Annotated in this window: 22 protein-coding genes; 7 read left to right on the top strand and 15 right to left on the bottom strand. The window is 64.0% G+C overall.

What is annotated here, in order from left to right; translation table 11 throughout:
• The first annotated feature begins 165 nt into the window (after positions 1-165).
• From HU770_RS14855 to HU770_RS14840, 4 genes are all read left to right on the top strand, one after another.
• Positions 166-1041, top strand: coding sequence for an urea transporter (locus HU770_RS14855; RefSeq protein WP_186664027.1), 876 nt, complete (start codon positions 166-168; stop codon positions 1039-1041).
• A gap of 55 nt (positions 1042-1096) precedes the next feature.
• A complete protein-coding gene (locus tag HU770_RS14850; RefSeq protein ID WP_186664025.1) occupies positions 1097-1921 on the top strand; it encodes an ion transporter in 825 nt (274 codons plus the stop codon).
• Positions 1922-2013: 92 nt separating this feature from the next.
• The gene (locus tag HU770_RS14845) at positions 2014-3012 is read left to right on the top strand and encodes a sulfate ABC transporter substrate-binding protein (protein ID WP_186664023.1); all 999 of its coding nucleotides are present in this window, start codon (positions 2014-2016) and stop codon (positions 3010-3012) included.
• Between the two features lie 149 nt (positions 3013-3161).
• Positions 3162-5186 carry a mechanosensitive ion channel domain-containing protein gene (locus tag HU770_RS14840; RefSeq protein WP_186664021.1) on the top strand — a complete coding sequence of 675 codons (2025 nt, stop codon included), beginning with the start codon at positions 3162-3164 and terminating at the stop codon, positions 5184-5186.
• A 56-nt stretch (positions 5187-5242) separates the two neighbouring features.
• Here HU770_RS14840 and HU770_RS14835 read toward each other — a convergent pair whose 3' ends face one another.
• On the bottom strand, positions 5243-6169 hold the full coding sequence (locus HU770_RS14835) for a class I SAM-dependent methyltransferase (RefSeq protein WP_095063714.1): 927 nt from the start codon (positions 6167-6169) through the stop codon (positions 5243-5245).
• Between the two features lie 48 nt (positions 6170-6217).
• Complete coding sequence (locus HU770_RS14830) at positions 6218-7114, bottom strand: DMT family transporter (RefSeq protein ID WP_186656382.1); 897 nt, start codon at positions 7112-7114, stop codon at positions 6218-6220.
• 134 nt (positions 7115-7248) lie between these two features.
• On the opposite strand from HU770_RS14830, the gene HU770_RS14825 reads away from it, so the two are divergent.
• From HU770_RS14825 to HU770_RS14815, 3 genes are all read left to right on the top strand, one after another.
• Entirely contained in the window at positions 7249-7686 is a 438-nt protein-coding gene (locus tag HU770_RS14825) for an Lrp/AsnC family transcriptional regulator (RefSeq protein WP_033699412.1), read from the top strand.
• 470 nt (positions 7687-8156) lie between these two features.
• Positions 8157-9689, top strand: a complete 1533-nt coding sequence (locus HU770_RS14820; protein WP_186656379.1) for an NCS1 family nucleobase:cation symporter-1 — start codon at positions 8157-8159, stop codon at positions 9687-9689.
• Between the two features lie 16 nt (positions 9690-9705).
• Positions 9706-10434 (top strand): aspartate/glutamate racemase family protein, encoded by a 729-nt coding sequence (locus HU770_RS14815; RefSeq protein ID WP_033699415.1) that lies wholly within the window; start codon positions 9706-9708, stop codon positions 10432-10434.
• A 121-nt stretch (positions 10435-10555) separates the two neighbouring features.
• Here HU770_RS14815 and HU770_RS14810 read toward each other — a convergent pair whose 3' ends face one another.
• From HU770_RS14810 to HU770_RS14750, 13 genes are all read right to left on the bottom strand, one after another.
• The gene (locus HU770_RS14810; protein WP_186664019.1) at positions 10556-11746 is read right to left on the bottom strand and encodes a D-amino acid dehydrogenase; all 1191 of its coding nucleotides are present in this window, start codon (positions 11744-11746) and stop codon (positions 10556-10558) included.
• 48 nt (positions 11747-11794) lie between these two features.
• Entirely contained in the window at positions 11795-12457 is a 663-nt protein-coding gene (locus tag HU770_RS14805) for a histidine phosphatase family protein (protein WP_186656375.1), read from the bottom strand.
• A 275-nt stretch (positions 12458-12732) separates the two neighbouring features.
• Positions 12733-13071, bottom strand: a complete 339-nt coding sequence (locus HU770_RS14800) for an FKBP-type peptidyl-prolyl cis-trans isomerase (protein WP_047583653.1) — start codon at positions 13069-13071, stop codon at positions 12733-12735.
• Positions 13072-13520: 449 nt separating this feature from the next.
• Complete coding sequence (locus tag HU770_RS14795) at positions 13521-14309, bottom strand: PhzF family phenazine biosynthesis protein (RefSeq protein WP_186664017.1); 789 nt, start codon at positions 14307-14309, stop codon at positions 13521-13523.
• A 51-nt stretch (positions 14310-14360) separates the two neighbouring features.
• The gene (locus HU770_RS14790; protein ID WP_033699420.1) at positions 14361-15299 is read right to left on the bottom strand and encodes a 2-hydroxyacid dehydrogenase; all 939 of its coding nucleotides are present in this window, start codon (positions 15297-15299) and stop codon (positions 14361-14363) included.
• Positions 15300-15406: 107 nt separating this feature from the next.
• Entirely contained in the window at positions 15407-15826 is a 420-nt protein-coding gene (locus HU770_RS14785) for a hypothetical protein (protein ID WP_186664015.1), read from the bottom strand.
• Between the two features lie 12 nt (positions 15827-15838).
• Positions 15839-17029, bottom strand: a complete 1191-nt coding sequence (gene ccmI / locus HU770_RS14780) for a c-type cytochrome biogenesis protein CcmI (protein ID WP_186664013.1) — start codon at positions 17027-17029, stop codon at positions 15839-15841.
• Positions 17022-17510 carry a cytochrome c-type biogenesis protein gene (locus tag HU770_RS14775; RefSeq protein WP_033699425.1) on the bottom strand — a complete coding sequence of 163 codons (489 nt, stop codon included), beginning with the start codon at positions 17508-17510 and terminating at the stop codon, positions 17022-17024. Before HU770_RS14775 ends, ccmI begins: the two co-directional genes overlap by 8 nt.
• Positions 17507-18043, bottom strand: a complete 537-nt coding sequence (locus HU770_RS14770; RefSeq protein WP_095063717.1) for a DsbE family thiol:disulfide interchange protein — start codon at positions 18041-18043, stop codon at positions 17507-17509. The genes HU770_RS14775 and HU770_RS14770 overlap by 4 nt, the downstream gene beginning before the upstream one ends.
• Positions 18040-20013, bottom strand: coding sequence for a heme lyase CcmF/NrfE family subunit (locus HU770_RS14765; protein ID WP_186664037.1), 1974 nt, complete (start codon positions 20011-20013; stop codon positions 18040-18042). The genes HU770_RS14770 and HU770_RS14765 overlap by 4 nt, the downstream gene beginning before the upstream one ends.
• A gap of 11 nt (positions 20014-20024) precedes the next feature.
• Entirely contained in the window at positions 20025-20480 is a 456-nt protein-coding gene (gene ccmE / locus HU770_RS14760; protein WP_186664011.1) for a cytochrome c maturation protein CcmE, read from the bottom strand.
• Complete coding sequence (ccmD, locus tag HU770_RS14755; RefSeq protein WP_033699430.1) at positions 20477-20653, bottom strand: heme exporter protein CcmD; 177 nt, start codon at positions 20651-20653, stop codon at positions 20477-20479. Before ccmD ends, ccmE begins: the two co-directional genes overlap by 4 nt.
• On the bottom strand, positions 20650-21417 hold the full coding sequence (locus HU770_RS14750) for a heme ABC transporter permease (protein ID WP_033699432.1): 768 nt from the start codon (positions 21415-21417) through the stop codon (positions 20650-20652). The genes ccmD and HU770_RS14750 overlap by 4 nt, the downstream gene beginning before the upstream one ends.
• Between the last annotated feature and the right edge of the window lie 38 nt (positions 21418-21455).

The raw sequence follows: 21455 nt of genomic DNA, 5'->3' as shown, positions 1-21455 counted from the left end.
CTCCCACAGGGACTGCATGGCATTCAATTGCCTTGCGCCTGTGGGAGCGGGCTTGCCCCGCGAATGGAGGGCAAAGCCCTCCCCGAACACCGTTACACCAGACCTGCGGAAAACCCGAGGCCCAAAGAGGCCCACCGCTCAACCCTCAACCTTACCGACTGCCCCATGTACACCAAAAATTTCGTCAACCCGTGCCCTGACTGGGCCACGGCGCTGCTCAACGGCTTCAGCCAAGTGCTGCTGCTGCGCAACCCCCTGTGCGGCCTGTGCTGCCTGCTGGCCATCCTGCTGACCGCCCCCAGCCTGGTCGGTGGCGCCCTGCTCGGCGCCCTCGCCGGCCTGCTCACCGCACAACGGCGCGGCTACGACCGCACCGACCGCCAGGCCGGCTTGTACTGCTACAACGGCGTGCTGATCGGCATCCTGATCAGTGCGGTGCTGCCATGGTCGGCCATCCTGCCGCCGCTAATCATTGCCGCTGGCGGGCTGTCGAGCATCATCACCCACCAGTGGCGCAAGCGCGGCGGCAAGTTGCTGGTCGCCTACACCGCCCCCTTCGTCCTGCTCGGCTGGGGTACCCTGCTGCTGGCCGAGCCCTCGACCGCACTCCCTGTCGAAGCCGACCCGCTGTCTGCGCTGCTGCGTGGCGTGGGCCAGGTGTTCTTGCTCGACAAGCCAATGGCGGGCCTGCTGATCGTCATCGGCATGTACCTTGCCAATCCTTATGCAGCAACCTGGGCGGTGATCGGCTCTGCCATCGGCGGTGGCGTCGCATTACTGACCGACCAGACGCAGGTAGCCTGGATGGGTTTGTACGGCTTCAACGCCGCATTGGCAGCGTTGGCGTTCAGCAGGCAAGGCGAGCGACCAGGGGTGACACTGCTGGCGATTGCACTGGCCCTGCTGCTGCAACCCCTGTTCGCCTTGTTGCCGGTGGCCGGGCTGACCGCCCCCTTCGTCACAGCCTGCTGGCTCATGCACCTGGGCAACTACCTGGCTCAACTCAATCAGCGGCGCAATGCATCCCGCTTGCACAGCTGAAACGCAGCCCCTAGGCTCAGCCCATCGCTTTCTTTATCGCTTTGTGGACGAGCCAATGAACAACCCTGCGAGCCTGCGCGAGCGGCTCTACATCATCGTCTTCCAGACCGACACCGTGGCTGGAAGACGCTTCGACAAAACCCTCCTGCTGATCATCCTCGCCAGCCTGGTCACGGTGATCCTCGACAGCATCGACGCTGTCCATCAGGGCTACGCCGGCCTGCTGGCGGGCATCGAATGGGGTTTTACCGCGATCTTCCTGGCCGAATACCTGACGCGCCTGTACTGCTCGCCCAAACCCTTGCGCTACGCCTTCAGCTTCTACGGCCTGGTCGACCTGCTGGCGATCGTGCCGGGCGTGATCGCCATCTATTACAGCGATGCCCAGTACCTGCTGATCATTCGCGTGATCCGCATGCTGCGGATCTTCCGCGTGCTCAAGCTCGGCCAGTACCTCAAGCAGGCCAACTACCTGATGGCGGCGCTGCGCGGCAGCAAGCAGAAGATCATCGTGTTCCTGGTCACCGTGTCGACCCTGGTGACCGTGTTCGGCACCATGATGTACGTGATCGAAGGGCCGGAGCATGGCTTTACCAGCATTCCCAAAGGCATCTATTGGGCGATTGTCACCCTGACCACTGTAGGCTTTGGCGACATTGTGCCGAAGACCCCGCTGGGCCAGGTGCTGTCGTCGCTTGTGATGATTACCGGTTACTCGATCATTGCCGTGCCTACCGGCATCTTCACCGCAGAGCTGGCCAACGCCATGCGTGGTGAACAGTTGCAGCATGACTGCCCCACCTGCCGCAAGAACAGCCACGAACACGGCGCCGCATTCTGCTCGCGTTGTGGCAATGCGCTGTTTCCCAAGCGGGAATAACCAAAGCGTTTTTTGTTCTTTAAACAGCAGCAAGGCACCCGCTATAGTCGCTGGCACTCTGCCCAATACTGTTCAAGAACAAGGAATGCGTCGTGAAAAAACTGCTCACTGCTTCGCTGCTGGCCGCGGGCCTTGCCCTGGGCAACTTCGCCCAGGCGGCCCCGACCCTGCTCAACGTCTCCTACGACGTGATGCGTGACTTCTACAAGGACTACAACTCAGCGTTCCAGAAGCACTGGGAGGCCGAGCACAACGAGAAGGTCAACGTGCAGATGTCCTTCGGCGGTTCGAGCAAGCAGGCGCGTGCAGTCATCGATGGCCTGCCGGCCGATGTCATCACCATGAACATGGCCACCGACATCAATGCCTTGGTCGATCACGGCAAACTGGTGCCGGACAACTGGGTGACCCGCCTGCCGAACAACAGCGCGCCGTTCACCTCGGCCACCGTGTTCATCGTGCGCAAGGGCAACCCCAAGGCACTGAAAGACTGGCCCGACCTGCTCAAGGACGGCGTGCAGGTGATCGTGCCCAACCCCAAGACCTCGGGTAACGGCCGCTATACCTACCTGTCGGCGTGGGGCTATGTGCTCAAGCAAGGCGGTGACGAGGCCAAGGCCCGTGACTTCGTCGGCAAGCTGTTCAAGCAGGCGCCAGTCCTTGATACCGGTGGCCGCGCCGCCACCACCACCTTCATGACCAACCAGATCGGTGACGTGCTGGTGACCTTCGAGAACGAAGCCGAAATGATCGCCCGCGAGTTCGGCCGCGACCAGTTCGAAGTGGTCTACCCAAGTGTGTCCGCCGAAGCCGAGCCACCGGTGAGCGTGGTCGACAGGGTGGTGGCGAAGAAAGGTACCCAGGCAGTGGCCGAGGAGTACCTGAAGTACCTGTGGTCGCCAGAAGCCCAGGAAATCGCGGCCAACAACTACCTGCGCCCACGCGATGCGGCAGTGCTGGCCAAGTACACCGACCGCTTCCCGAAAGTGGACTTCCTGTCGGTGGAGAAGACCTTTGGCGACTGGCGCACCGTGCAAAAAACCCACTTCAACGACGGGGGCGTGTTCGACCAGATCTACACCAATCAGTAATTGACCCAGCCAGTGCCGGCCTCTGTGGCAGCGGGTTTATCCGCGCAGAGGCCAGTGCTGGCAACACACCCCATCGAACTTTCCCCACCCCCACCAATCAGTTCCTTGAGTAACCCTGCCCCGCTCACCCCGGCCGAAGGAGTACTCCAGTGCTGCGTTACCTCTCCACCCTGCTGCTCGGCTGCCTGCTGAGCACCCATCTGCTGGCTGCAGACCCTGCACCTGCCGAAGAACAACCCACCGAACCGGAACCGGTCCTGCAAGGCGGGCTGCTCGGCGCCCTGGCCGACGGCCTGGACAGCGCCGCCCAGGAGCTTGACCTCGATGCCCACCTGGTCGATGCCTGGCGCCTGCGCACCGACCGCGCGGCCAAGGAAATGGAACGCCTGGTCGACCGCCACTCGGCCAGCGATTCGCTGCAGTTGGCGGCCAACTTCATCTTGCTGACCCTCACCTGGGCCGCCAGCTTCGCGGTGCTTACCAGCCTCGGCCGCTGGCTCAGCAAGCGCGCTTCGGCCACCCCATGGCTGAACGAGCGCCAGCGCGCCAGCAGCCTGCTCGGCTACCTGCTGCCCTATACCCTGCCGGCGCTGGCCAGCCTGCCGCTGACCCTCTACATCAGCCGTTTCCTCGACCCCTCGGTAGCCCGTGCCCTGGGCCTGAGCCTGGCCTACGCCACCAGCAGCGGCCTGTTCTCGACCTCGATCATCCTGTGCTTGATTACGTTGTTTGATGCCGGCCACAAGCGCCCGGCCGTGGCCGTGATCAAGCGCCTGGCCCCGCAACCGCTGTTTCTGATCGGCTTCCTGGCGGCCTGGAGCGATGCCTTGACCAGCCCGCAGATCGCCCGCCAGTTGGGCGGTAACATCACCGCCAGCATCGCCGTGTTCACCGGCCTGGCCGCCACGTTCATCTTCGCCAGCCTGGTGATCCGCCTGCGCCGCCCGGTGGCCCATCTGATTCGCAACCGTGCGCTCTGGGACCGCGTGCAACACCGGGCCGTGCAGGAAACCCTGCGGATCTTCTCGGTGCTGTGGTACCTGCCGATCCTGTTGATGATCCTGGTCTCGGCGATTCACCTGATCGGCGCCGGCGAAGAAAGCCAGAAGGCGCTGCAAAAGGCTTTGCTGACTACCGTGCTGCTGGTGTCCACGGTGTTTCTCAGCACCTTGCTACAGCACCTGCTGGCGCCCCGCGAAGCGGATGCCGGGCAACGGGTTCGGCCTTACAAGGAACTGCTGCGCAGCCTCGCCCACGCGCTGTTGCGCATCGCCATGGCGGTGGCTTTCATCGAGCTGCTCGGGCGCATCTGGGGCGTTTCGGTGATCGGCTTCGCCCTGAGCAACAGCCTGGGCCAGGCGATCAGCAATTCGCTGTCGAGCATCGGCCTGATTCTGCTGGTGACCTGGCTGCTGTGGGTGGTCCTCGACACCGCCATCCAGGAAGCGCTGAAACCCGCCGTCGGGCGCCGCGCGGCGCGCCAGCCGAGTACCCGGGTGCGGACCATCCTGCCGATGCTGCGCAATGCCGTAAAAGTGGTGCTGATCGTCATCTGCACCATCACCACCATGGCCAACCTGGGCATCAACGTCGCACCGCTGCTGGCCGGTGCCGGGGTAATCGGCCTGGCCATCGGCTTCGGCTCGCAGCAACTGGTGCAGGACGTGATCACGGGGCTGTTCATCTTGATCGAAGACACCATCTCGATCGGTGACTGGGTAGTGCTCGACTCAGGCCACGCCGGCACCGTCGAAAGCCTGACCATCCGCACCCTGCGCCTGCGCGACGGCAAGGGGTTCGTGCACTCGGTGCCGTTCGGCCAGATCAAGGCAGTCACCAACCAGTCGCGCCAGTTCGCCTATGCGTTCTTCTCGGTGCAGTTCACTTACGACAGCGACGTCGATGAATCGCTGGCGCTAATCCACGAGGTGGGGCAGTCGATCAGCCACGACCCGCTGCTGCGCATCAACCTGCAGGGGCCGCTGCAAGTGTTCGGGGTGGACCGCATGGACTTGAACGGGTTTGTCCTGACGGCGCAGTTCCGTACCATTTCCGGCGGGCAGTATGCGGTTAGCCGGGCGTTCAATGAACGGCTCAAGAAACGTGTGGACCAGACCGAGAAGGTGAGCTTTGCCCAGGTGTACCCGCTGCCGGTGCGTGCCGTTACTGCTTGATGCAAGCAGGCCCGGCCCCTTCGCGGGGAAACCGCGAAGGGGCGCAACAGGAAGACTCAGGCCTGGCGGAATACCAAGGCCTTCAAGCCCCCCGCTGGGTCCGCATCAGGAAACTCCGGCGGGTTCTCCAGCCGCTCGACGAAGGCCAACGTCGGCGCCTGCTCGGCCATGCCCTCGATCAGAAACTCCGGGCCGATTGCCGGGTCGTTCACACATGCCAGCACCGTGCCGCCCTCGTTCAGCAACTCGGGCAAGCGCCGCAAGATCTTCGCGTAGTCCTGGGTCAACACAAAGCTGCCCTTCTGGAAGGTCGGCGGGTCGATGATGATCAGGTCATAAGGGCCGTACTTGCGCACCTTGCCCCACGATTTGAACAATTCATGCCCCAGGTACGCCACCCGCGACGCATCGTGGCCATTGAGCCGGTGATTGTCGCGCCCGCGGGACAACGCCGACTTGGCCATGTCCAGGTTCACCACCTGTTCGGCGCCCCCGGCGATGGCCGCCAGCGAAAAACCACAGGTATAGGCGAACAGGTTCAGCACCCGCTTGCCCGCCGCCTGCTCGCGCACCCAGCGCCGGCCATAGCGCATGTCCAGGAACAGGCCGTTGTTCTGGCGCACGCCCAGGTCCAGCAGGTAGGTCAGGCCATCCTCGACCACCTCGCGTTGCTGGCACGGCTCGCCCAGCAACCATTGGCCGGGGCTGTCCGGCAGGTAGCGGTGCTGGATGAGGATGGCCTGGCCGGCCCATTGCGGGCGCTGGGCCAGGCTCTGCAGCATGGCCTCCAGCTCGGCCAGTTGGCCCTCCGGCGGCTCGCGAAACAGCGCTACTGACAGCACGCCCTGGAGCCAGTCCACAGTCACTTGCTCAAGGCCCGGCCAGCAGCGGCCGCGGCCGTGGAACAGCCGGCGGGTTTCCTGCGGGGCGGGGTCGAGGGCGGTGAGCAGGTGTTGCTCGAGGGTCTGGATCGGCGAGGTCATGGCGGGTCGCAAGCTGGAAAAAGCGGCATTCTACCCTTGTCCGCCTCTTCAATGCTTGACTGCAACCCGTGCAGGGCGGAACCACCAGCCTTGCTGCATCCCTGCCGCCGCCAGCAGGATCAGCGCCACGCCGAGCCATTGCAGGGGTGCCAGCCGATGCCCGAAGGCCACCCAGTCGACCAGGATCGCGGCAATCGGGTAAACGAATGACAGCGCGCCGGTCAGCGCCGTAGGCAAGCGCTGGATGGCGCTGTACAGCAGCACATACATCACCCCGGTGTGCACGATACCCAGGGTCACCAGGCTGGCCAATGCCGAAGTTTCGCCAGGCAGACCGCCCAACTTGACCCACGGCGCCAGCAGCAGCACACCGGTTGCCACCTGGATCAAGGCGATGAGGTGCGGCGGCGTGCCTTTGAGGCGCTTGATGATCAACGCAGCGATTGCATACAAGAACGCCGCGCCCAGCGCCAGGCCGATGCCCAGCAAGTAATCCTCGCCACTGCCCTGCCCCGCACCGTGGGCACTGACAATAGCCAACATGCCAAGGAAGGCGACACTCAGCCAGGTGACCTTGGCCAGGGTGATCTTCTCCCCCAGAAACAACGCCGCCAGCCCCACCAGGATAAACGGCTGCACGTTGTACACCGCCGTGCCGATGGCAATCGAAGCGCGCGAATAGGAGGCGAACAGCAACACCCAGTTGCCAACGATGGCCACGCCGCTGGCAATCGCCAGCAAAAATGCGGTGCGGCCGATCACCCCCGGTTTGAGGAAGCCCAAGGCCGCACAGATCACCAGCAACGTACCGGTGCCGAACACACACCGCCAGAACACCACATCGAGCACCGGCTGGCCCGACACCAGCACGAACCAGCCGATGGTCCCGGAAATCAGCATGGCAGCGACCATTTCCAGCGAGCCACGGCGCAATGAACTGTCCATCTCACACCTCCCGTTGACGATGGCAACAGTATGCAAAGGCCGGAGGGTGACCTTCCAGCGGATATCAAAGGCGTATCAGACAACCTGCCTTTACTATCAAGGCAAATCAATCGAACAGCCTGACGAGGTGAAGCATGACCGATGCAATCGACCAACTGCTGATCAATGCACTGATGGAAGACTCGCGGCGTTCGCTCAAGGCCCTGGCGCAGATCAGCGGGCTGTCCGCCCCCAGCGTCAGCGAACGCTTGCGCCGCCTGGAGGAGCGCGGTGTGTTGCGCGGCTACACGGTGGATGTCGACCCGCGCAGCTTCGGTTATCAACTGCAGGCGATCGTGCGTATCCGCCCGCTGCCGGGGCAGCTGCAGGAAGTGGAGCGGCAAATCATTGCGCTGCCCGAATTCACTGAATGCGACAAGGTGACCGGCGAGGACTGCTTCATTGCCCGCCTGCATGTGCGCTCGATGGAACAGCTCGACACCCTGCTCGACCGGATCAATGTGCTGGCCGAGACCAATACCGCGATCATCAAGAAAAGCCCGGTGAAGCGACGCCTGCCGCCGATGGATTGAATCTGCGTCCTAAAGAAAGCCACAGTGGAAAGCTGACTATTTTTTGTACACAAGAATGTCACCTTAGGTGCCATTTTTGTGTGCACTTTTCTCAACCCTGCCCCAATACGTTACAACCTTTTCAGCGCCATTTCTGACCATTTGATCAACTAACAAGCGCACGCAAAAATAATAGCTGTTCAACTGGTCAACTTATATCGACGTTATTTCATTAACTTACCGTTCAACAAGACAGATTCATAATAGTGGCAACTTCGATGTCGCTATTCGCCTGGCATGGAACTCGCTTTTGTGTGTTCGTGTTTTGTATACAAGTTGAGCAAAACATAAATACACAAGAACTCGCGACGCCGACCAGAACCCGGCCGCCGCGCCCAGAACCCAGTGATGCCAACGCTGCACCGACGAGATGGCGAGCCCGTGCGCATTGCCCGCTCATCGCAGTCCACGTGCATCAGGAGCCTGCCGGAATGAGTACCAGCCTCAACCTTGCCCCTGACCTTTCCGTCGCCAGCAGCAACCCCGCGTCCACCCTTGCCGGGCCTGCGCCAGCACTCGACCTGAGCCCGCGCCTGCACAACCGCGACCTTGCCCCGACACGCCTCGAAGGCCGGCGCTGGGGCGGTTACAGCATCTTCGCGTTATGGACCAACGATGTGCACAACATCGCCAACTACTCCTTCGCCATGGGGCTGTTCGCCTTGGGGCTGGGCGGCTGGCAGATCCTCTTGTCGCTGGGCATCGGCGCTGCGCTGGTGTACTTCTTCATGAACCTTTCCGGCTACATGGGGCAGAAGACCGGCGTACCGTTCCCGGTCATCAGCCGCATCGCTTTCGGTATCCACGGCGCGCAGATACCGGCGCTGATCCGCGCAGTCATCGCCATTGCCTGGTTCGGTATCCAGACCTACTTGGCCTCGGTGGTGCTGCGCGTGCTGCTTACGGCCGTGTGGCCGCAACTGGCCGTGTACGACCATGACAGCATCCTTGGCCTGTCGAGCCTGGGCTGGGTGTGCTTCGTGGCGATCTGGCTGGTGCAACTGGTGATCCTCGCCTACGGCATGGAGATGGTGCGCCGCTACGAGGCCTTCGCCGGCCCGGTGATTCTGCTGACCGTGGCCAGCCTGGCGGTGTTCATGTACTTCAAGGCCGACGCGCGCATCGCCTGGTCGGTGGCAGCGCCCCTGACCGGCTACGAGATGTGGCGCAACATCTTTGCCGGCGGTGCGCTGTGGTTGGCGATCTACGGCACTCTGGTGCTCAACTTCTGCGACTTCGCGCGTTCTTCGCCGTGCCGCAAGACCATCCGCGTCGGTAACTTCTGGGGCCTGCCGGTGAACATCCTGGTGTTCGCGATGATCACCGTGGTGCTGTGCGGCGCGCAGTTCCAGATCAACGGCCAGATCATCGACAGCCCGACCCAGATCGTCGCCAGCATCCCCAGCACACCGTTCCTGGTATTGGGCTGCCTGGCCTTCCTGATCGTCACGGTGGCGGTGAACATCATGGCCAACTTCGTCGCCCCGGCCTTCGTGCTCAGCAACCTGGCACCCCGCCACCTGAACTTCCGCCGTGCCGGCCTGATCAGCGCCACCCTTGCGGTGCTGATCCTGCCCTGGAACCTGTACAACAGCCCGCTGGTGATCGTGTACTTCCTGTCGGGCCTCGGTGCCCTGCTCGGCCCGCTGTACGGGGTGATCATGGCCGACTACTGGTTGCTGCGCAAAGGCTGCATCAACGTGCCGCAGCTGTACAGCGAAGACCCGGCTGGCGCCTACCACTACACCAAGGGCATCAACCTGCGCGCCGTGGCCGCCTTCGTGCCGGCCGCACTGCTGGCCATCGTCCTCGCCCTGGTGCCCAACTTCCACAGTGTGGCGCCGTTCTCTTGGTTGATCGGTGCCGGTATTGCTGCCGCCGTCTATTTGCTGATCGCGCCCCGCAACCGCCATTACCTGGATGTCAGCGGCGAGTGCATCGCCGTCGACCACAGCAGCCACTGATCAGGGAGAACCGTCCATGCGTATTCTGATTGCCAACGTCAACACCACTGAAGCCATCACCGAGGCCATCGCCGAGCAGGCACGCGCCGTTGCCGCGCCGGGTACCGAGATCATCGGGCTGACCCCGTGGTTTGGTGCCGAGTCGGTGGAAGGCAACTTCGAAAGCTACCTGGCCGCCATCGCGGTGATGGACCGGGTGCTGGCCTACGAGGGCCCCTACGATGCCGTGATCCAGGCCGGCTACGGCGAGCACGGCCGCGAAGGCCTGCAGGAGCTGCTGAACGTGCCCGTGGTGGACATCACCGATGCAGCCGCCAGCACTGCCCTGTACCTGGGCCATGCTTACTCGGTGGTGACCACACTAGACCGCACCGTGCCGCTGATCGAGGACCGCCTGAAGCTCTCTGGGCTGTATGACCGCTGCGCCTCGGTGCGCGCCAGTGGCCTGGCGGTGCTTGAGCTTGAAGCCGACCCGCAGCGCGCCGTCGAGGCCATTGTCGAACAGGCCGAACGCGCCGTGCGGGAGGACAAGGCCGAGGTCATCTGCCTGGGTTGCGGTGGCATGGCCGGGCTGGATGAGCAGATTCGCCAGCGTACCGGTGTGCCGGTGGTCGATGGTGTGAGTGCAGCGGTGACCATTGCCGAATCGCTGGTGCGCATGGGCTTGAGTACCTCCAAGGTACGCACCTATGCCACGCCGAGGGTAAAGAAGGTGGTGGGCTGGCCGATGCGCTTCGGGCGGTAAGGGGGCTTCGTCAAGACCAGCCACTTCGCGGGGCAAGCCCGCTTCCACAGGTGCGCGCTATTCTCCAACGCAGCGCAAATACCTGTGGGAGCGGGCTTGCCCCGCGAAGTGGCCGGTGCAGTCAGCGCAACATCCTGGCCAACCGCTCCCCACTGCCACAGGCCAAGGTAAAGCCTAGAGCCCCATGCCCCAGATTCAGCCACAGGTTTCGGTAAGCCGTAGCACCAATGATCGGCACCCCGGTAGGGGTCGCCGGCCGCATCCCCGCCCACTCTACCGCCCGCCCGTAGTCGGCGGCATCGGGCAACGTATCGAGTGCCAGACGGCGCATGCTGTTGAGCCTGCGCGCATCCACCAATTCGTCGAAGCCGACGATGTCCACCATCGCTGCAACCCGCAATTGCCGGTCCAGGCGGGCATAGACGATCTTGCGCTCGTAGTCGGTAAGGCTGAGTTCTGGCGCCCGATGTTCCGTGTTGATCGGCGCTGTCAGGCTGTAGCCCTTCAGCGGATAGACCGGCAGCCTCAAGCCCGGTAGCGCCAGCCCTGCACTGCGATGCCCCGCGCACAGCACCAGGCGCTGAACGTCAACCTGCTCGCCCCCCAGGTGCAGCGCAACGACCTGATCCTGATGGGCGACCAGCCGCGTCACGGGCCTGCCAAGCAGGAACCGGCACTGCCCGGATGCGCGCAAGCGCTCGGCCAGGCGTTCACAAAAACGGTGACAGTCGGCGACTTCCTCGTCAGGCGTCAGAACCCCGCCCACGAACGGCGCCTCGGCCAATGCCGGCTCCAAGGCGCGCAGTTCGGCGGCATCGAGTACCCGTTGGCTGCTCCGATCAAGCAGGCGCTCACGCCCATGGGCGAACGCCCGCTCGCTGCGGAAGGCGACCAGTTTGCCGTTACGCCGCCAGGCGAAATCGGTGAGCCCATCGGCCTCGCGCCAACGCGCCAGGGCGGCCTGGCTTTCCAGCGCCAACGTCAGCAGTTGTGCACCGTTGCGGCGGTTGACGCTGCGCCGGCAGGCCAGCATGAACGCCATCAACCAGCGCCACTGCGCCGGGTCCAGGCGCAACCGCAAGCGCAGCGGCGAGTCCCCCTGCAGCATCCAGCCCAACGCCTGCCAGAGCACACCGGCGTCGGCCAATGGCGCCACATAGCGGTAAGACAGCTGCCCGCCGTTGGCGAAACTGGTGGCAGACGCCAGGCGGTCCCGCGCCTCGATCAGGTCCACAGCCAGCCCCTCGCGCACCAGCGCATAGGCTGTCGCCAGGCCAATCACCCCGCCGCCAATGATCGTGACTTTTTGCATCTTGCAGTGCCCCTGTTTCGGCTTCCCTGCCAAGACAGTAACAGCGGATCAGGTCGGGCAGCTATGCGCGCCGTCGTTGAGGCCTTGGCGCACGTTACGGCTGAGCAGGCTGGCCTTGCCGTCGTGCCAGGTCAGGGTCAGCACGTACAGCGTGTCGAAATCATCGCCGTTCCAGTCCTCGGTGATCACACGCTCTTCACCCAGGGCCTTGCCGGCCACGGTATTGATGAGTTCGGGAAGGTACCCGTGGGACCAGGCCGTGTAGACCGTCGCGTTGCGGTATTTGTCGCTCAGCAGTTCTTCGGCCAGCTCGTCGGTATCGTTGGCGCCGTAGTCGATGTTCACCGGCAGGCCCTGGCGGATGGCGCTGGGGGTGATGGTCATCAATGGGCGGATATAACTGTAGCTCTCGTCCTTGCTGCCTTCCTCGACATGCCGCGACGGGTTGGCGGCGAATACGTAGTCGGCATTGCCGAAACGCTCCGGCAGCAACGTGGCCAGGTCCAGTGCACGGTTGAGGCCTTGGCAGTTCAGTTGCCCCAGCCCTTCGCCGGGTTTCTCGGCATGGCGCAGAAACACCAGGGTCTGCGTGCCATCGGCCGGCTGGGCGCGGCTTTCGACAGCTTCCAACGCCAGCGGTATGGCTACGGCTGTGAGCACTAGGCTTAGCAGCAGGTGGCGACGACGGCGGAGAAACGTTGGCAGCTTCATCAAGGCAGGCTCATGTGGCAGAGAGAATCGAGTTGACCCGCCACCTTGCCCGGCGCCGCAGCCGCGAGGCGTCCTTGTAGTGAGTGCCATCCTTGGCAACGAGTGAGAGTCAGAGTGCCTTCAACCCGTTTGGTTCCTCCCTGGCGTGTGATTGCCGATCCTTGAGCAAGGCTTAGGTTAGGGGATGGGTGTTGCTGAAATATGTATTCCTTGCGAATTTTTCGGGGGTGGTGTGCATGCCTTGAGGTTTGCACACCGAAAACCACATCAATCACTCAATCATCCCGCGTCAGCACTTCCAGCAGTTCGATCTCAAACGTCAGGTCCGAATGCGGCGGAATCGCACCCACACTGCGCTCGCCATAGCCCAACTGCGCAGGCACCTGCAATTTGCGCTTGCCGCCAACGCGCATGCCCATCAGGCCTTGGTCCCACCCTTTGATCACCCGACCGGTACCGATCACGCACTGGAAGGGCTTGCCGCGCGACCAGGACGAATCGAACTCGCTGCCGTCGGCCAACCAGCCGGTGTACTGAGTGGTGATGAGGGCGCCTTTGACGGCGGCCTTGCCGTCGCCTTCGACGAGGTCGATGATCTGCAGTTCGCTGCTCATGGCATGCTCCAACGCTGAAAAATCAAAGCCGCCCTTTTCTCAGGAATGCACAGGTTTGGCAAGCGCAGTCGGTGTTTCATGCTGGCGCATTGACTGCATATTCGCCCGAGAGACAATGACTGGGGATGGCTTTGGGGTTTATAGGTGCATGTCTGGGGTTTTGCAGCGCCTATGAGATCGAGCGCCGCCCGCGCGGCGCATCGCGACGCAAGGCCGCTCCTACATTTGTTTCGGGCCAGTTATTCCTGGGGGAATGGCGCGCGGCCTCTTGGTGCCCACCTCGATATCGCGTCGTACAAACAAGGCGGTCGCGCGCCAATGGCACAGGCCTCACTGGCCCGAAACAGATGTAGGAGCGGCCTTGCGTCGCGATGCGCCGCGCGGGCGGCGCTCGATCTCATAGGCGCTGCAAACCCCAAGGCCTACACCTTTAAACCCACACACCCAACTCAGATAAACACACTCCCCCGCAGGTACAACGCCCCCCGCCCGCTAATGATCACCCGGCCATTGCCCGGCACTTCGCAACGCAGCTGCCCCTTGCGCGCCCCACCCTGCTCACAGCTCAAAACACCCTTGCCCAACCGTTCGGCCCACAACGGCGCCAGCGAGGTATGCGCCGACCCCGTGACCGGGTCCTCATTCACACCAACCCGCGGACCAAACCAACGGGTGACAAAATCATACCCGCGCCCCGGCGCAGTCACGGCGATACCGCGCACGGCAAAAGCCGACAGCGCAACGAAGTCCGGCTTCAGCGGGTCAAGCAGCGAGGCGTCATCGATCATCACCACATAGTCGTCGGACTGGTACACCGCCCCCGCACCGCTCAAGCCCAACGCCTCCAGCAAGCCTGCCGGCACCTCCACCGCAACCGGCTGCTTGGCCGGAAAATCCATCGCCAAAAGCCCATCGACACCTCGGCTGACGCGCAATTCGCCACTGCGGGTATTGAAACGCAGCACTGGCGCCTGTTCACCCAACTGCTCGAACAGCACATACGCCGAGGCCAGGGTGGCATGGCCACACAGGTCGACTTCGACCGTCGGGGTGAACCAACGCAGGTCGTAACCCTCGCCGGTGCGCACGAAATAGGCGGTTTCGGACAAGTTGTTCTCTTCGGCGATACGTTGCAGCACATCGTCTGGCAACCAGCTTTCCAGCGGGATCACCGCCGCCGGGTTGCCACCGAAGGGTTCAGCGGAAAACGCATCGACCTGGAAGATCTCGAGTTGCATGCACACACTCCTTGTTGGCCGGGCCGCTGCCGGGCACCTGTATGAAAAGGGTCAGTCGCGTACCGGGGTCAGCACCGGCTCGCCGGCGAAGAACGCCTGCAGATTGCCCAGCACCAACATCACCGTGTCCCGCGCAGCCTCTGGCGACTGGCCAGCCACGTGCGGGGTCAATACGGTGTTGCCGAGGGCCTTGAGGGCATCGGGCACCTCGGGTTCGTCATCGAACACGTCCAGCGCAGCGCCGGCAAGCTGCCCGCCCGCCAGCGCCACCACCAGGGCCTGGGTGTCCACCACGCTGGCACGGGCGATATTCACCAGGTAACCCTCGGCACCCAGGGCTTCAAGCACCGCAGCATCGACCAGATGACGAGTAGTGGCGCCGCCAGGCGTGGCCACCACCAGGATGTCGACGGCATCGGCCAGGTGCAGCGGGCTGTCGTACCAGGTGTAAGGCACGCTCTGACGAGGGGTGCGGCTGTGGTAGCTGATGCTCATGTCGAACCCGAGGTTGGCACGTTTGGCGATCGCCAGCCCCACTGCGCCCAGGCCGAGAATGCCCAGGCGCTTGCCGCTCACCGAAGGGCTGATTACCCGGTTCCACTCGCCGCGGCGGGTACTGGCGTCGGCACGGGGAATGTCGCGCAGCAGCGCCAGCAGCATGGCCAGGGTATGGTCGGCGACTGCGCTGGCATTGGCCCCGGCGCCGTTGGTGACGGTAATACCACGGGCGGCGGCGGCGGCCAGGTCGACCTGCTCGTAGCCGGCCCCGATCACGCAGATGATCTGCAATGCGGGCAGCGCATCGATCTCTGCGGCAGTCAGGCCCAGCGGGCCACGGGTGAGCACCGCATCGATTTCATGGGCGTGGCGCTGGATGGCATCGGCACGCAGTTGCGGCGAGGGGGCGCGAATCAGCCGATAACCCGCCTGTTCCAGCAAGGGCAGGTAATCGTCGACGGTTTCTACCAACACCAGGACTGTCTTGCTCATGCCACCTCCGCGTCTGATCGAAGGGGCATTATGCGGAGTCAGCGGTCGGTACAGTCAATCGGTAATTGAGCAGGCAACTGTACTGTACCGGGAGGGCATCTCTGAGCCTATTGGGCGAAGGCGCGCCCGAGGCCACCCGGCACACCGCTGCTGTCGGTGCCCTGCCATGGGCCATCCGGGCTCAGCGACCAGCTCCAGCCGCCGTCGTAGCGGTAATAGGTGCGCTGGCGATAGAAGGTGTTGGGCTTTTTCTCCAGCACGTATACGCCCAGTTTCGGGTCCCAGTGGCTGGCACCCCCTGGCGGCGGGGCGAAGCTGGCAGAGGTGCGTGGCATCGGCTTGGGGGTGGCCGCAGGTTTGCTTGGCGAGGTCGAAGGCTGCCCGCCCGGCAGCGGCTTGACCACCGGCCCCTGGTGCGGCGGCACCCGCTCGATCGGCGGCGCCGGCTGGTCATAAGGCTCATGCACCGTACACGCGGACAAACCCAGGGCAAGGGTGATCAGGGTCAGGCGGACGGTGCTGTGCATGGCAATGCTCTCTTACGGGTCAGGGCTGTCGATGGTGAGGTGTTGCGTGGCTTGGGTGGCAGTGGCCAGTGGCGAACCCTGGCCGATCCACTCGCCGTGGGTCGGTTGGCCGGCACGCGAGACACGGGCAACCAGTTGGACTTCGGTAAAGTCCGACAGTTTCATCTGCGGCATCATGGCGTCGGCGTCAGACAACTCCACCTCGATCGGCAACTGCGCCACGGTCACCCGCTTGGCCGCCAGCGGCATGGGCGGGCCGTTGCTGGCACGGGCGAAGATGAACACCGTGTCGTCAGGCTTGACCTTGTCCTTGAGCGCCGCAGCCAGCTCCACCCGCACCGTCAGGCGGGCAGCCACCGGCGCCACGGCCGGGCCAGGCTCACTTCCCAGGCGCTCGGCAGCACGGTCGATACCCCCCTGCAAGGCGGCACGCGATGCATCGCCTTCGGGCAGTTGCGCCAGCAGGCGCTTCCAGTAGTCGATGGCTTCCTGGTAGCGCTCCCCCTCGAACGCGGCAATACCGCACAGCCCCAGGCTGGTCACTTCGTTGGGGTCGGCCTTGAGGGCTTCGTCGGTCAGTGCCTGCAGCTGCGGGCTCCATTGCTTGTCGGCAGCGAAGTACTGCGCCTGGGCCCACTGCCCGAGCAACTCGGGCTGGCGCCCGGCCAAGGCCACCGCACGCTCGAACGTACGCGCCGCATCGGCGGGACGCTGCTCGGCCATGTAGGCACGGCCCAGGAAATACAGGGCCTCGGCCGAATCTGGCTGGGCCTTCACGACCCGTTCAAGGCGTGTGGTCATCTCCTCCATGGTCTTCGGCGCCTGGGCAAACTCCTGGGTCAGCTCAACCTTGTCGGCCGCGCCAAAATGCAGGTACAGCCCCAATGCCATCAGTGGCACCAGCACCGCCGCCAGCAGCGGCAGGGTTTTGCCCAGATGGCCCTGGCGTGGGGGCTCGCTGCCTTCGGTGTCGGCCAGCAGCTCGCGGGCCGCCTCGTCACGGCCCTTGGCCAGTTGCGCCTCGTCGAGCACGCCAGCGGCCTGCTGGGCCGCCAGTTCGGCAACGCGTTCCTGGTACAGGGCAACGTTCAGGGCGGTGCGGTCTTCCTCTTGCTGACGGCGACGGCCACGCAGGATCGGGATCAGCAGAAAGCTGAGGGCAGCGAGCAGCAGGAGGCCCGCGCTAAGCCAGAATTCAATCATGGGTCTGTTCTTTTTCCAGCAGTTTGGCGAGACGCTCGCGTTCTTCGACGGACAGCTCATTGGCACCGTGGGCCACCGTGGCGCGGCGGCGACGCACAATCACCGCCAGCACCACGAAACCGCCGGCCAGCAAGACCCCCGGGCCGAACCACAACAGCCAGGTACGCGCGCTGAGCGCCGGCTTGTACCGCACGAAATCGCCGTAGCGGTCGACCATGAAGTCGACGATCTGCGCGTTGTTCTTGCCTTCGCCCAGCATGCGGAAGATCTCACGGCGCAGGTCGGCGGCAATCGGCGCGTTGGAATCGGCAATGTCCTGGTTCTGGCACTTGGGGCAGCGCAGTTCCTTGGTCAGTTGCTGATAACGCTCACGTTCGGCGTCGTCACGGAACTGGTAGGTATCGATGGCCGCCCTGGCCACACCGGCCAGGCCCAGGCCAAGGGCCAACCCCAGCACCACGGCTGCCAGCCCCCGCCTCATGGCTTGGCCTCATCGACCAGGCCCTGGTAAAGCGGCGCCAGCTGTTCGCGCCAGACGCTGGCATCGACGATACCCACGTGCTTGTAGCGGATGATGCCCTTGGCGTCGATCAGGAAGGTTTCCGGCGCGCCATACACGCCCAGGTCCAGGCCCAGGGTGCCCTGCTCGTCGCGGATGTCCAGCTGGTACGGGTTGTGGTATTCGGCCAACCACTTCAACGCGGCACCATTGTCGTCCTTGTAGTTGACCCCATGAATCACCACGCCTTGCTCGGCCAGCTGGTTCAGGTACGGGTGCTCGACCTTGCACGACGGGCACCAGGTGCCCCACACATTGACCAACGCCGGGCGGCCCAGCAGGTCGGCCTGGGTCAGGTTGCGGTCACCCTGCACCGAGGCCAGGGCAAACGCCGGGAAGGGCTTGCCGATCATCGCCGAGGGCAGCTCGTCGGGCTTGAGGAACAGCCCCTTGTAGAGGAAAACCGCCACCAGCAGAAACACCGCCAGTGGCACCACCATGATCCAACGCTTCATGCAGCTGCTCCAGACACGCCCAGGACATCACGCACCCGGGTCTTGACCTTGACGCGGTAACGCCGGTCGAGGGCCGCCAGCAACCCGCCCAGGCCGGTCAGCAGACCGCCCAGCCAGATCCAGCGGACGTATGGCTTGATATGCACGCGCACCGCCCAGGCACCGTTTTCCAGCGGCTCGCCCAGGGCGACGTACAGGTCGCGGGTGAAGCCTGCGTCGATGCCAGCTTCGGTCATCATCGACTGCTGCACGGTGTACAGCCGCTTCTCGGGGTGCAGCGTGGTCACTTCACGGCCATCGCGGGACACCACCACGGTGCCTTTGTCGGAGATGAAGTTCGGCCCCTCGAAGTGCTTGGCGCCCTGGAACAGGAAGTGATAACCACCCAGCTCGACACTTTCGCCCGGCGCCATGCGCAGGTCGCGCTCGGCACTGTTGTTGCTCGACAGCACCACGCCCAGTGCGCACACTGCCAGGCCAAAGTGCGCCAGCTGCATGCCCCAGTAGCTGCGGGTGAGGCCACGCATGCCCTTGGCCAGGCCCTTGTGACGGGTTTTTTCGAGCACATCACGCAGCCCGCTGAGCACCACCCAGGCCGCGAGGGCAAAGGCGGTCAACGTGGGCCAGTCGAAGTCGTCGACGATAAAACCGGCGACCGGGGCCAGTACCGCACTGCCGATCAGCACCGGGGTCATCATGCTCGCCAGCCACTTGCCGGGGGTGTCCTTCCAGCGCACCACCACACCGAAGCCGAGCACAATCATCAACAGTGCCATCAGCGGCAGGAACAACGCATCGAAGTACGGCGGGCCGACCGACAGCTTTGCCCCGGTCAGGGCATCGAGCACCAGCGGGTACAGGGTGCCGAGCAAAATCATCGACGCCGCCACCACCAGCACCAGGTTGTTGGCCAGCAACAGCGTCTCACGCGACCACAGGGCAAAGCCGACCTGGCTCTTGACCACCGGCGCGCGCAGGGCGAACAGGGTCAGCGAGCCGCCCACCACAAACAGCAGGAAGATCAGGATGAACACGCCGCGTGACGGGTCGGCGGCGAACGCATGCACCGAGGTCAGCACCCCGGAACGCACCAGGAAGGTGCCCAACAGGCTCAACGAGAAGGCTGCGATCGCCAGCAGCACGGTCCAGCTCTTGAACACCCCGCGTTTCTCGGTCACCGCCAGCGAGTGGATCAATGCCGTGCCCACCAGCCAAGGCATGAACGAGGCGTTTTCCACCGGGTCCCAGAACCACCAGCCACCCCAGCCCAGCTCGTAGTAAGCCCACCATGAGCCCAGGGTGATGCCCACACCGAGGAAGGCCCAGGCGACGATGGTCCACGGCCGCGACCAGCGCGCCCAGGCAGCGTCAAGGCGCCCGCCGAGCAACGCGGCGATGGCGAAGGCGAAGGCCACCGAAAAACCGACATAGCCCATGTACAGCATAGGCGGGTGGACGATCAGGCCGATGTCCTGCAGCAGCGGATTGAGGTCGCGACCGTCGGTCGGCACTTGCGGCAGCAGGCGCTGGAAGGGGTTGGAGGTGATGATCAGGAAGCTCAGGAAGCCCACGCTGATCATGCCCATCACCGCCAGCACACGGGCCAGCATCACTTGCGGCAGCTGGCGCGAGAACACCGACACGGCGAAGGTCCAGCCCCCCAGGATCAACGCCCAGAGCAGCAGCGAGCCCTCGTGCGCGCCCCACACGGCACTGAACTTGAAGTACCAGGGCAAGGCGCTGTTGGAGTTGCTGGCCACATAGGCGACCGAGAAGTTGTCGGTCATGAAGGCATGGGTGAGGCAGGCGAAGGCAAAGCTGAGGAAGGCAAATTGCCCCCAGGCCGCCGGCCGCGCCAGGCTCATCCACAGGCTGTCACCGCGCCACGCGCCGAGCAGCGGCACGCTGGCCTGCACGGCGGCAAAACAGATGGCCAGGATCATCGCCAACTGGCCGAGTTCGGGAATCACCAGCGCCGCGTTCATGGCTTGGCCTCCACGCCCGCAGCGGCCTGGCCGCTTTCCTTCAGGGCCTTGGTGACCTCGGGCGGCATGTACTTCTCGTCGTGCTTGGCCAGCACTTCATCGGCCACCACCACACCTTCACCATTGAGCTTGCCCAGGGCAACGATGCCCTGCCCTTCACGGAACAGGTCGGGGAGGATGCCGCGGTAGGTGATCGGCACCGACTTGCTGAAGTCAGTGACCACGAAGCGCACGTCGAGCGAGTCAGCCGAGCGCTGCACCGAACCTTTTTCGACCATGCCGCCAGCCCGAATACGGGTATCCAGGGGGGCTTCGCCATTGGCGATCTGAGTCGGCGTGTAGAACAGGTTGATGTTCTGCTGCAATGCGCTCAGGGCAAAGCCGACGGCAATCCCGACACCGACCAGCAGGCCGGCAATGAGCAACAGGCGTTTCTTGCGCTGCGGATTCACTGGTTGTTCTCCCGGCGCAAGCGGCGCGCCTCATCTTGCAGGTAGCGACGGCGGGCCAGCAGTGGGGTGGCGACGTTCAGCGCCAATACCGCCAGGCAAATGCCATAGGCCGTCCACACGTACAGGCCGTGGTGGCCCATGGCGAGGAAATCACCGAACGAGGCGAAACTCATTGCGCGGCCCTCCGCCCCAGGCTGTTCAACACTTCCTCCTTGACCCAACTGGCGCGTGCCTCGCGCTTGAGCACCTCCAGGCGCATGCGCAACAACAGCACCACGCCGAAGAAGCAGTAGAAGCCCAGTGCCGTGCACAGCAGCGGCAGCCACATCTCGGCAGGCATCGCAGGCTTTTCGGTGAGGGTGAAGGTGGCGCCCTGGTGCAGGGTGTTCCACCACTCCACCGAGTACTTGATGATCGGTATGTTGATCACCCCGACGATGGCCAGCACCGCGCAGGCCTTGGCCGCGCTGTCACGATTACTGATTGCCTGGCCCAGCGCAATAATGCCGAAGTACAAGAACAGCAGGATCAGCATCGACGTCAGCCGCGCATCCCACACCCACCAGCTACCCCAGGTCGGCTTGCCCCAGATAGCGCCGGTGACCAGCGCCACGGCGGTCATCCAGGCGCCGATGGGCGCGGCGCATTGCAGGGCGACGTCGGCCAGTTTCATCTTCCACACCAGGCCCACCACCCCGGCCACCGCCAGCAGCACGTAGCACGATTGCGCCAGCATCGCCGCCGGCACATGGATGTAGATGATGCGGAAACTATTGCCCTGTTGGTAATCCTGGGGCGCGAACGCCAGGCCCCAGGTGACGCCCACCAGCAACAGCACGATGGCGCAGACCGTCAGCCATGGCAGCATGCGGCCGCTGATGGCATAGAACCATTTGGGAGAACCGAGTTTGTGGAACCACGTCCAACTCATTTTCATCAGGGTACATCCAGGGTATTAGCCGGGCTTGAGAGCCC

Origin of the sequence: Pseudomonas sp. SWRI68 (assembly GCF_014269165.1) — a bacterium.
Classification (GTDB): domain Bacteria; phylum Pseudomonadota; class Gammaproteobacteria; order Pseudomonadales; family Pseudomonadaceae; genus Aquipseudomonas; species Aquipseudomonas capeferrum.
The sequence above is the reverse complement of the archived record's forward strand: the minus strand, read 5'-3'. Positions and strand labels throughout refer to the sequence as shown.

Bases quoted from the DNA above. Each gene is read 5' to 3' on its own strand.
- HU770_RS14855 (WP_186664027.1), top strand. From the start codon at position 166: ATGTACACCAAAAATTTCGTCAACCCGTGCCCTGACTGGGCCACGGCG.
- HU770_RS14850 (WP_186664025.1), top strand. From the start codon at position 1,097: ATGAACAACCCTGCGAGCCTGCGCGAGCGGCTCTACATCATCGTCTTC.
- HU770_RS14835 (WP_095063714.1), bottom strand. From the start codon at position 6,169: ATGACCTCGCCGATCCAGACCCTCGAGCAACACCTGCTCACCGCCCTC.
- HU770_RS14830 (WP_186656382.1), bottom strand. From the start codon at position 7,114: ATGGACAGTTCATTGCGCCGTGGCTCGCTGGAAATGGTCGCTGCCATG.
- HU770_RS14825 (WP_033699412.1), top strand. From the start codon at position 7,249: ATGACCGATGCAATCGACCAACTGCTGATCAATGCACTGATGGAAGAC.
- HU770_RS14820 (WP_186656379.1), top strand. From the start codon at position 8,157: ATGAGTACCAGCCTCAACCTTGCCCCTGACCTTTCCGTCGCCAGCAGC.
- HU770_RS14815 (WP_033699415.1), top strand. From the start codon at position 9,706: ATGCGTATTCTGATTGCCAACGTCAACACCACTGAAGCCATCACCGAG.
- HU770_RS14810 (WP_186664019.1), bottom strand. From the start codon at position 11,746: ATGCAAAAAGTCACGATCATTGGCGGCGGGGTGATTGGCCTGGCGACA.
- HU770_RS14805 (WP_186656375.1), bottom strand. From the start codon at position 12,457: ATGAAGCTGCCAACGTTTCTCCGCCGTCGTCGCCACCTGCTGCTAAGC.
- HU770_RS14800 (WP_047583653.1), bottom strand. From the start codon at position 13,071: ATGAGCAGCGAACTGCAGATCATCGACCTCGTCGAAGGCGACGGCAAG.
- HU770_RS14795 (WP_186664017.1), bottom strand. From the start codon at position 14,309: ATGCAACTCGAGATCTTCCAGGTCGATGCGTTTTCCGCTGAACCCTTC.
- HU770_RS14790 (WP_033699420.1), bottom strand. From the start codon at position 15,299: ATGAGCAAGACAGTCCTGGTGTTGGTAGAAACCGTCGACGATTACCTG.
- HU770_RS14785 (WP_186664015.1), bottom strand. From the start codon at position 15,826: ATGCACAGCACCGTCCGCCTGACCCTGATCACCCTTGCCCTGGGTTTG.
- ccmI (WP_186664013.1), bottom strand. From the start codon at position 17,029: ATGATTGAATTCTGGCTTAGCGCGGGCCTCCTGCTGCTCGCTGCCCTC.
- HU770_RS14775 (WP_033699425.1), bottom strand. From the start codon at position 17,510: ATGAGGCGGGGGCTGGCAGCCGTGGTGCTGGGGTTGGCCCTTGGCCTG.
- HU770_RS14770 (WP_095063717.1), bottom strand. From the start codon at position 18,043: ATGAAGCGTTGGATCATGGTGGTGCCACTGGCGGTGTTTCTGCTGGTG.
- ccmD (WP_033699430.1), bottom strand. From the start codon at position 20,653: ATGAGTTTCGCCTCGTTCGGTGATTTCCTCGCCATGGGCCACCACGGC.
- HU770_RS14750 (WP_033699432.1), bottom strand. From the start codon at position 21,417: ATGAAAATGAGTTGGACGTGGTTCCACAAACTCGGTTCTCCCAAATGG.